Below are 10682 nucleotides of genomic sequence, written 5' to 3' on the forward strand. Positions count from 1 at the left end.
CCTTGGCGTGCCATTTTCCTTACCTCGACCCGTTGCTTGGGTTACTGACGCAGCGCTCGCTCGCCGCGTGCGATGCCCACCACGCCACTGCGTGCCACTTCAATGATCTCGGTAATTTCACCGACCGCGCGAATAAAGGCATCCAACTTGTCACTGTCGCCCGTCAGCTGCACGGTATATTGTGAAGCCGTCACATCGACAATTTGCCCCCGAAAAATATCGGCGGTGCGTTTTACCTCTGCGCGGGCGTAGCCACTAGCTTTGACTTTCACCAACGCCAGTTCACGTTCAATGTGATCGCTCTCGGTGACATTACTCACTTTCAGTACATCAATCAGCTTGTGCAAATGCTTTTCGATTTGCTCACGGTCCGCATCGCTGACCACTGATGTGGTGATATTTAAGCGCGACAAGGTCGCATCATCGGTGGGTGACACCGTCAGTGATTCAATGTTGTAGCCACGCTGAGAGAACAGACCCACCACGCGCGACAAGGCACCCGGCTCGTTTTCCATTAAAACCGATACAATACTGCGCATTAGGTTCTCTCCGTTTTGCTCAACCACATTTCATTCATCGCCCCACCGCGTACCTGCATCGGATACACGTGCTCAGTTTCATCGACATGGATATCGACAAACACCAAGCGATCTTTCATTGCCAGCGCCTTTTCTAGGCCGGCTTCTAACTCAGACGGATGGCTAATGCGCATCCCCACATGGCCATAGGCTTCAGCAATCGCGGCAAAATCCGGCACCGAGTCCATATAGGAGTGCGAATGGCGGCCTTGATAAATCATGTCCTGCCATTGTTTGACCATCCCGAGGAAACGGTTGTTGAGGTTAACGATCACCACCGGGATATCATATTGCAGTGCGGTGGACAGCTCCTGAATATTCATTTGAATACTGCCATCACCGGTAACACACACCACCTGCGCGTCCGGTAGCGCGAACTTCACCCCCATAGCGGCGGGTAGCCCAAAGCCCATGGTGCCCAAGCCGCCCGAGTTTATCCAACGACGTGGTTTATCAAACGGATAATAGAGTGCCGCAAACATTTGGTGCTGACCCACGTCGGAGCTTACATAGGCCTCGCCATCGGTAAGGCGATACAAGGTTTCAATCACTTGCTGCGGTTTGATGCGCTCCGGATCCACGTCATACTTCAAACACTGACGCTCGCGCCAAGTTTGAATATTGTGCCACCAAGTACTGATCGCATCACTGTCGTTACTGCCACCTTGCTCCACCAGCAATTTCAGCATGCTATTTAGTACCGCATCCGCCGAGCCGACGATAGGAATGTCTGCCGCCACGGTTTTAGAAATGCTCGATGGGTCGACATCAATGTGCATGATGGTGGCATCGGGACAGTATTTTTCTAAGTTGTTGGTGGTGCGATCGTCAAACCGGACACCAATACCAAAGATCAGATCGGCTTGGTGCATCGCCATGTTCGCTTCGTAGGTGCCATGCATGCCCAGCATACCCAGCGAGTGTTGATGGGTGCCGGGAAACGCCCCCAGCCCCATCAAGGTGCTGACAACAGGGATGTTAAGGCTTTCTGATAGTTGGCGGATTTGTTCGCCGCAATCGGCCATGATGGCCCCACCACCGACATACAATACTGGTTTTTTCGCCGCCAATAGTGCTTTTAAGCCACGCTTTATCTGCCCTTTATGTCCCGAAGTAGTCGGATTATAAGAGCGCATGCGCACACTGTCTGGATACTGATAAGGGTGCTTTTGTGCCGGATTTAGCATGTCTTTAGGAATATCCACCACCACAGGGCCGGGACGTCCCGTTGAGGCAAGATAAAAGGCTTTTTTAACAATGTTAGGAATGTCTTCAGCGCGCTGGACTAAAAAGCTGTGTTTGACCACCGGGCGGGAGATCCCCACCATGTCGCATTCTTGGAAGGCATCATTGCCAATCAGGCCGCTCATGACTTGGCCAGAAAAAACCACCATGGGGATCGAGTCCATGTACGCGGTGGCAATGCCGGTAATTGCATTAGTTGCCCCTGGGCCTGACGTCACCAGCACCACGCCCACTTCCCCCGTGGCACGCGCATAACCATCGGCCATGTGGACCGCGGCTTGTTCGTGGCGCACCAACACATGGTCGATATCACTTTTTTCGTGTAATGCGTCGTAAATATCCAGTACCGACCCGCCTGGATAGCCAAAAATATGTTTTACGCCTTGATCGATCATGGAACGCACGATCATCTCGGCACCGGATAACATTTCCACTCTACGCCTCCCTGTTTGCATAGTTAGGACTTACTTTTAGCCTAATCCTGCCCCTTACTCTTAGATGTACTGGTGGTCACTCACCACGCGGACATCGAAACCAAATACTGGCGGTAAGGCGGCGTTAGATTGTCACTTGGCCTGCTTCGGATGAAACTGCAATCAATGTAACGTTTTATTTGCAAAACTGTCTATTGGCTAGTCGGTATTTACACTTTTAATCTAAATGTTGAGTTAATGTTGCTAAATAATACTGGTTGGGAGGTCAAAAATCGGAAAGATCCACTACAAGGAAACAATTTTTACAGATTTTCTATACCTGTCGAGGAGAAAAACGATGTGAAAATAGCCTTCAGAAGGGACATTTCTCATCGATGAGAAACATCCCCCTTTACACATCATTGACGCTGGTACATCGCCTCAATGTGATGTTGGTAACGTGAAAGGATCACTTTACGGCGCAGCTTCATGGTCGGCGTGAGCTCGCCACTGTGCATGCAAAAGCCCTGAGGCAACAAAGTGAAACGTTTGACTTGCTCAAATTTGGCCAACTCGTGTTGCAAGCTCTGCAAACGCTTTTCAAATAAGGCCACCACATCGGAGTGTTTCAGCAGCTCTTTGCGATTTTGATATTCGATATTGGCCGCCCGCGCCCACTCTTCCAAGGCATCAAAGCAAGGCACAATCAAGGCCGATACAAAGTGACGCGCCTCGGCCACCACCGCAATCTGATCAATAAAATGATCGCGCACCAAAGCGCCTTCTACCCGCTGTGGCGCGATGTATTTGCCACCAGAGGTTTTCATCAGCTCTTTGATTCGGTCGGTGATAAAGACGTTGCCCTTGGCATCGAGATACCCCGCATCGCCGGTTTTCAAAAAGCCATCCTCGGTAAAGGTGGCAGCGGTCGCATCGGGCTGATTAAAGTAACCTCGCATCACCATTGGCCCGCGGACTTGAATTTCATCCTCCGCACCAATTCGCACCTCCGCCCCTGGCATCGGATAACCAATCGAGTGAGGGTCAAAGCGCGTATCGTCCCAACAAGAAACCGTAGCGGTGGTTTCGGTCATGCCATAACCGAGCTTGACGTTAATGCCTATGGCATGGAAAAACGCGCCAATGTCAGGGTCAAGACGCGCTCCACCGCATGGCATCAAGCGCATCTTGCCACCCAATAGCGCACGCAGCTTACTCAGTACCAGCTTGTCGGCCAATGCTACTTGCCATTGCTGCCGTCGCGACGGTGATTGACCTGCGCGTAACTGAGCAGCATGACGCTCGCCTTGGCGCAGCGCCCAACGGAATAAATGCGGTTTAACACCGGTGGCCCGACTGAGTTTATCGTGAATAGCACCATGAATTTTTTCATAAAAACGCGGTACCGCACACATCACCGTCGGTTTAATCTCCGCCAATGCATCACGTACCTGAAACGGGTTTGAAAGATAACAGTTCACCGCCCCGCGGTGCAGGACGTAATAGCTCCATGCACGCTCGAACACATGAGAAAGCGGCAAAAAGGCCAAAGACACATCATCGGGTCTTAATGCCAAGACTTGGTCATGTACCTCCAGCTGCGCCGCAACATTGGCATAATCCAGCATCACCCCTTTCGGGTCGCCCGTGGTGCCGGAGGTGTAAATCAAGGTAATCAAATCATCCATGCATCGCGCATCAATGCGCGCGTCTAATTCGGCTTGATAGCTGCGATCGTCTTGCAATAACCAACTGGCCCAGTCCCACACTTTGGGATGTGCGGGTGCCTGTGTTTCTTGGTTGAGGGCGATTACTCCTTTGACATTGGGACAGTGTTCAAGGGCAGCAACCGCGCTCTCCAGTTGTTCGTCACCGGCGAAGATCCATTGCACGTCCGCATCATTGATAATGTGTGCCGCTTGCTGATCAGTACTGGTTGCGTAAATCGGCACCGGCACGGCACGAATTTGCAACGCGGCATAGTCCAACATCGCCCATTTTTCACTGTTCGGCGCAAAGATAGCGACGGTTTGCTGAACCTGACAACCAGCTTTGAGTAAACAGCGTGATAGCTGATCGATGCGTTCGCCCAATTGGCGCCAGCTGATACTCGCCCACTGTGACTGTTGCTGAAAACGGATAGCTTCGCGTTCACCTTGGGCAGTAATTTGCTCGCGGATGCGCGTGACGATATGGTTTTGGGTGTTCACTGTGTCTCTCTTGGTTTGCCGTTTGGCGAACACATGTACGCTCAATAATGGCAGCGAGTTTACCGAGCGCACCACCAAACTCAAGAGAAATTGAGTGAATGCTCTAGCGAAAATGTAAAAACGTGATTCAACAGACCAGACCGCCGTTATTGGGCGGTCAGCGCATCAAGCGGTTTAACAGTAAGGGATGCTGACGTCGACGTGGATGCGGGCGGCTAATATCCAGCAAACACTCTTCAACTGCTTCTGGAAAACGGACCTGCGACCAAAGCTGGTGAAATAAACTTTGCGTTTGGTCGAGCTCACCTTTGACCAGCCACTCCGCTAACGCTCTTGCGACATCAGGGTAACGGATCTCGCCACTGGCCGGGGCTTTCAACCAATCTCTCACCGCGCGAGCGTCTAAGTGTGTCATGGCGTGCGCCAACCCTAATTGTGCCAGCGTTGCCACATTACTCAGCTGCTCAAACTGTCCTGCCAAGGGTTTTAGCAACAACTTTTTCCCCATGGTTAATGCTTCAGAAGGCAGTTCAAAGCCACCATTCGCGATCACACCTTGGCAAGCCTTTAGCGCAGCATGAAAGCTGGCTTTCCCAAGTGGCATAAAGCGAATATTCTCCCGCCGATAGCCTTGCTTCACATCCGGATGAAAACAGACAAAACCTTGGTTAAAGCGCAGTAACAGCGCCGTCACTGCATCGAGTGACTCAAAAGGAAGATAGACCAAGACATCCTCTGATTGACTCGCCTTTAGTGAAAGGGTGTCATCACTGCCGATATCAATGATGGGAGGCAAAATCGGCTGATTAAAGTGATACCAATGTAGCCCTATGGCATGATCCGTCGGCGCAAAATAACGCATAATCAGCCGGTTTATCAGTCCTTCTCCCTGTTTAGGGACCGCATAGGCAAAGGCAGCTTGATGGCTAATCGCCACTGAGGGAACACCTTGCTGGCGTGCCGCCCAAGCCGTGATAGGCTCAAAATCGGATACCACTTTGTCGTAGCCGGTAACATCAAGCGCACGAATATCGCGATAAAGTTGCCGAACGTGATTCTTTTTCGCCGTCTCAAGCAGCGCAATTTTACCGTCACGACTGATAAAACTCATCCCGGTAAACGTGCGATAGTCACCAAACGGCGCCATATCAAAATAGCGCTCTGAAGGTCGTCCAGAAAAGACAAAATCCACACTCACGTCATACGCTTTTAGGGCCCTTGCCATCGCCCTTGCTCGTGAAATATGGCCGTTACCGGTTCCTTGCACACCGTATAAAAGCTTCATGTACTTGCCGCCATCCAGTAAAGATCGTCGGTGATGTTTTGTGCCAACGCAGTACAGAGAAGTCCGAGCACCGCGCCGACCAGAATATCGCTAACAAAATGGACCCCCAGCAATACGCGGGACAGCCCAATCAACCCCGCCCAAATAAAGGCCACTGTCGCCAAGGGGGGATAAAAGGTACTAATCAGTGAAGCCATTAAAAAAGCGGCCGCCGTGTGGCCAGAAGGCATGCTGTATAAATCTGAGGGCGTGATAAAAGCGGGCAGCTGTGAAGGCCGTGCGCGGCGGAAGCTCCGTTTAAGAACCCAATAGATGGGCAATTCAATCGCAAAGGCGACGATTCCAGTGCACAACAACCATAAGCCAAATGCACCGTCGAGCCACCATGCGGCCAAGCCAATTCCTGCATATAACGGCCCATCACCAGAGTGTGATATCACCCGCGCTACTTTGGCTGTCGCTGCACTAAATCGATGAGAAAGGCACAGGTACGACACCGTGTAGTCAAAACGTTGAATCGCTGTAAAGCTTCTCATCATGCCCCCGCTTTCGGTTAGCTGATGGTCAAACTCTAGACAGCGGGTATGACAACGGGGTGACGTTACGAGGTCATATTGATGAAGATAACACTCCCTACAGTTTGTTATCCTGACACAGAGAAAGTGCTATCTAACTGTATTCCTTCCCCGCAACCAGCAGCCGTTTATTTCGAATTACACACTCAAAACCAGTGTAATAAACTGGTTTTAAGCGGGTTAACTAAGCAGATCCATTTTTTTATTTTTTTGTGATTGACGCTTTCCCCGCCGCTCTGTTATTTCTGTAACCAGCAAACACATTGAATGGATAGTTCATGACACTGATTACACTACGCCTCATCCTCCTCCTTATCGTGACTCGGTCGCGCGGGTAGGTATTGGGCAGCAATCAGTGAATGCCAAATGTCAAAAACCCGCGCCAGACGCGGGTTTTTTTGTATCTAACGCCGTCAAAATAAAACACAGTGCCCATTAAAAGAGCCATGAAGGCGGCGAGCAAACACAACAGGGAGTCACCCATGAGCGACAACAGTCAGGTCATCATCTTTGATACCACTTTGCGCGATGGTGAGCAGGCCTTATCCGCCAGCTTAACCGTAAAAGAGAAGTTGCAGATCGCCCAAGCCTTAGACCGACTRGGCGTCGACATTATTGAAGCCGGTTTTCCAGTCTCCTCACCGGGCGATTTTGAATCGGTGCGCACCATCGCTGAGCATATGCAACATGCGCGCGTTTGTGCCTTATCTCGCGCCGTTCCTAAAGACATTGATGTTGCCGCTGAGTCCCTCAAAGCCGCCGACGCTTTTCGTATCCACACCTTTTTATCCACCTCAACCATTCATGTAAAAGATAAGCTTCGCCGCAGCTACGATGACGTGGTCGAGATGGGGGTACGCGCCGTCAAGCACGCGCGCCAATACACGGACGATGTGGAGTTTTCCTGCGAAGATGCTGGGCGCACCCCGATTGATAACCTGTGCCGCATGGTCGAAGCGGCAATTGATGCCGGTGCGACTACCGTCAATATCCCCGATACCGTCGGCTACACAGTTCCCAGTGAATTCGGCAATATCATTGCGACCTTGTTTAATCGCGTACCCAATATCGACAAAGCGGTCATTTCTGTTCACTGCCATGATGACTTGGGGATGTCGGTCGCTAACTCCATTGCTGCCATACAAGCCGGCGCTCGCCAAGTGGAAGGCACGATCAATGGCATCGGCGAGCGCGCCGGTAACTGTGCGCTGGAAGAAATTGCAATGATTTTAAAAACCCGCGCCGACTTATTAGGTGTGGAAACCAAGTTGAACCACACCGAAATCGCCCGTACCAGTAAGCTGGTTAGCCAACTTTGCAACATGCCAATCCAGCCCAACAAGGCCGTGGTCGGTACCAATGCCTTTAGCCACTCTTCTGGCATTCACCAAGACGGCATGCTGAAAAACAAAAACACCTACGAAATCATGACGCCAGAGTCGATAGGGTTGGGCAAAAAAGCGCTGAATTTGACCAGCCGCTCCGGCCGCGCCGCGGTGAAAAGCCACATGGAAAACCTTGGCTATACCGAGCAAGACTACGATTTAGACACCTTGTATYAGTCATTCTTGCAGCTGGCAGATCGTAAAGGTCAGGTGTTCGATTACGACTTAGAAGCCTTGATGTTCTTCAACAACCTCAAAGAACAGGACGACTTTTATAAGCTCAACTATCTAGGCGTGCAATCGGGCAGCCTAATGGCGACCACCAGCATCAAGTTGCAATGTGGCGACGAAGAGAAACGCGAGGCGGCGATTGGTAACGGCCCCGTCGATGCCCTTTATCAGTGCATCTACCGGATCACCGGCTATGACATTGAACTGGATAAATTCGATCTGACCGCCAAAGGAGAAGGGGAAGATGGCCTCGGCCAAGCCGACATTATTGCCAACTACAAGGGCCGTAAATATCACGGCACCGGGGTCTCAACCGACATTATCGAAGCCTCCGGTGAGGCGCTATTGCACGTGATCAATGCCATCTATCGCGCGGATAAAATTGCGCAGATTAAGGAACAATCCCACTTAAAACAGGAGACAGTATAACCATGGCCAGCGCACACCAGATTGCAATTTTACCCGGCGACGGTATCGGCCCCGAAGTCATGGCGCAAGCCGAAAAAGTGCTTGATGCGATTAGCGAGCGATTCTCACTCACCTTGGATCGCCACCACTACCCTGTAGGCGGTGCCGCCATTGATGCCCACGGCTCTCCGCTGCCAGCACACACCTTGGCCGGCTGTGAAAAAGCGGATGCGATTTTATTTGGCTCGGTCGGCGGCCCCAAGTGGGAGCATTTACCGCCAACCGAACAACCGGAGCGCGGTGCCTTACTGCCATTGCGCAAACACTTTGGTCTGTTTTGTAATTTGCGTCCGGCACAAATCCATACCGGTCTAGAAGGCTTTTGCCCACTGCGCGCCGACATTGCCGACAAAGGCTTTAACATCGTGGTGGTGCGAGAGCTGACCGGCGGGATTTATTTTGGTGAGCCCAAAGGACGTGAAGGTGAAGGCCGCGATGAAAAAGCGTTTGATACGGAAGTCTATCATCGCTATGAAATTGAGCGTATTGCCCGTATTGCCTTTCAATCGGCCCAGCTTCGCAACAAACACGTGTGCTCAATCGATAAAGCCAACGTGCTGCAAAGCTCAATGCTATGGCGTGAGGTGGTGGAAGAGGTGGCCAAGGACTATCCGGATGTCCGCTTAAGCCATATGTATATCGACAACGCCACCATGCAGCTGATTAAAGACCCGTCGCAATTTGATGTGATGCTATGCTCGAACATTTTCGGCGACATCATCTCCGATGAGTGCGCAATGATCACCGGCTCAATGGGCATGTTGCCATCTGCGAGCTTGAACGCGAGTAAATTTGGTTTGTATGAGCCCGCAGGCGGCTCTGCGCCCGATATTGCGGGTAAGAATATCGCCAACCCAGTGGCGCAAATTCTCTCCGCCGCGCTAATGCTGCGCTACTCGTTAGGCGAAGAAGACGCAGCCTGCGCGATTGAGTATGCAGTCAGCCAAGCGCTGGCGGCCGGTGAGCTAACCGCCGATCTCGCCGGTAACCGCCCCGCATTAAGTACTGAACAAATGGGCGATCGTATCGCCGCCTATATCCGCCAAGGCGCAGAATAATTACCCGTAAGGATACGAGCTATGTCGAATGCAAACACCCAACAAGGCGCTAAGACCTTGTATGAGAAAATCTATCAAGCCCATGTGGTCACCGAGCAGCCAGGCGAAGCGCCGCTGCTGTATATCGACCGTCATTTGGTGCACGAAGTGACCTCACCACAAGCCTTTGATGGCCTGCGGGAAAAAGGGCGCCCAGTGCGCCAAGTGAGCAAAACCTTCGCCACCATGGATCACAATGTCTCCACCGAAACCAAAGACATTAACGCGTCAGGGGAAATGGCGCGTATCCAAATGGAAACCTTGGCCAAAAACTGCGAAGAGTTCGGAGTGACCCTGTACGACTTAAATCATCCTTACCAAGGCATTGTGCATGTAATGGGCCCCGAGCTTGGCATTACCCTGCCCGGCACTACCATCGTCTGTGGTGATTCGCACACCGCAACCCACGGTGCCTTCGGCTCCCTCGCCTTTGGTATTGGCACCTCAGAAGTCGAACACGTACTGGCCACCCAAACACTTAAGCAATCCCGCGCCCGCACGATGAAAATTGAAGTCACGGGCAAAACTGCCCCCGGGATCACTGCCAAAGATATTGTCCTTGCGATTATCGGTAAAGTTGGCCACGCAGGTGGCACTGGGCATGTGGTGGAGTTTTGCGGGGACGCAATCACCGACTTGTCGATGGAAGGGCGAATGACGGTGTGCAACATGGCCATCGAATTAGGCGCAAAAGCTGGCCTGATCGCGCCAGATGACACCACCTTTGCCTACCTAAAAGACAAGAAATTTGCCCCTAAAGGCGAGCAATGGCAACAAGCMGTTGCATACTGGCAAACCTTGCACTCAGATGCCGATGCGCACTTTGATCGTGTGGTCACTCTCGATGGCAGTCAAATCCATCATCAAGTCACATGGGGCACCAACCCCGGCCAAGTGGTCAGTGTGCATGATAGCGTGCCTGCTCCAGAGAGCATGACCGACCCGATAGAGCGCCACTCGGCTGAGCGAGCCTTAAAGTATATGGGGCTGACGGCAGGCCAAGCCATTACAGATATCCGCATCGATAAAGTCTTTATTGGCTCTTGCACCAACTCACGGATTGAAGACATGCGCGCAGCCGCCGCGGTCGCCAAAGGACGACGCGTGGCAGAGGGTGTACATGCCATGGTGGTGCCGGGCTCCGAGCAAGTGCGCGCCCAAGCAGAGCAAGAAGGGCTGGATGTAATCTTCCCCG

General features: G+C 52.0%; 8 protein-coding genes. 3 read left to right on the plus strand and 5 right to left on the minus strand.

Translation table 11 applies throughout. The features are described 5' to 3' along the window. Nucleotides 1-41 precede the first annotated feature (41 nt). The 5 genes from ilvN to BZG83_RS04375 form a co-directional block, all read right to left on the minus strand. Entirely contained in the window at nt 42-539 is a 498-nt protein-coding gene (gene ilvN / locus BZG83_RS04355; protein ID WP_077479504.1) for an acetolactate synthase small subunit, read from the minus strand. Continuing rightward, a complete protein-coding gene (locus tag BZG83_RS04360; protein ID WP_077479505.1) occupies nt 539-2257 on the minus strand; it encodes an acetolactate synthase 3 large subunit in 1719 nt (572 codons plus the stop codon). The genes ilvN and BZG83_RS04360 overlap by 1 nt, the downstream gene beginning before the upstream one ends. Before the next feature lie 398 nt (nt 2258-2655). Next, nucleotides 2656-4446: an AMP-dependent synthetase/ligase gene (locus tag BZG83_RS04365; RefSeq protein ID WP_077479506.1), complete on the minus strand. Its 1791-nt coding sequence runs from the start codon at nt 4444-4446 to the stop codon at nt 2656-2658. A 157-nt stretch (nt 4447-4603) separates the two neighbouring features. Then, nucleotides 4604-5731, minus strand: coding sequence for an MJ1255/VC2487 family glycosyltransferase (locus BZG83_RS04370; protein WP_077479507.1), 1128 nt, complete (start codon nt 5729-5731; stop codon nt 4604-4606). Next, complete coding sequence (locus BZG83_RS04375) at nt 5728-6267, minus strand: phosphatase PAP2 family protein (RefSeq protein ID WP_077479513.1); 540 nt, start codon at nt 6265-6267, stop codon at nt 5728-5730. Before BZG83_RS04375 ends, BZG83_RS04370 begins: the two co-directional genes overlap by 4 nt. A gap of 521 nt (nt 6268-6788) precedes the next feature. Here BZG83_RS04375 and leuA point away from each other — a divergent pair. The 3 genes from leuA to leuC form a co-directional block, all read left to right on the plus strand. Beyond that, nucleotides 6789-8351, plus strand: coding sequence for a 2-isopropylmalate synthase (gene leuA / locus BZG83_RS04380; protein ID WP_077479508.1), 1563 nt, complete (start codon nt 6789-6791; stop codon nt 8349-8351). 2 nt (nt 8352-8353) lie between these two features. Beyond that, nucleotides 8354-9448: a 3-isopropylmalate dehydrogenase gene (gene leuB, locus BZG83_RS04385; RefSeq protein ID WP_077479509.1), complete on the plus strand. Its 1095-nt coding sequence runs from the start codon at nt 8354-8356 to the stop codon at nt 9446-9448. Nucleotides 9449-9469: 21 nt separating this feature from the next. Then, nucleotides 9470-10682: 3-isopropylmalate dehydratase large subunit (gene leuC / locus BZG83_RS04390; RefSeq protein ID WP_077479510.1), on the plus strand; the 1213-nt coding region annotated here is incomplete at its 3' end.

Origin of the sequence: Salinivibrio sp. PR919 (genome assembly GCF_001995355.1) — a bacterium.
GTDB classification, from domain to species: Bacteria; Pseudomonadota; Gammaproteobacteria; order Enterobacterales; family Vibrionaceae; genus Salinivibrio; species Salinivibrio proteolyticus.

Coding starts and splice junctions, on each gene's coding strand:
- leuB (WP_077479509.1), top strand. CDS start 8,354: ATGGCCAGCGCACACCAGATTGCAATTTTACCCGGCGACGGTATCGGC.
- BZG83_RS04370 (WP_077479507.1), bottom strand. CDS start 5,731: ATGAAGCTTTTATACGGTGTGCAAGGAACCGGTAACGGCCATATTTCA.
- BZG83_RS04375 (WP_077479513.1), bottom strand. CDS start 6,267: ATGAGAAGCTTTACAGCGATTCAACGTTTTGACTACACGGTGTCGTAC.
- ilvN (WP_077479504.1), bottom strand. CDS start 539: ATGCGCAGTATTGTATCGGTTTTAATGGAAAACGAGCCGGGTGCCTTG.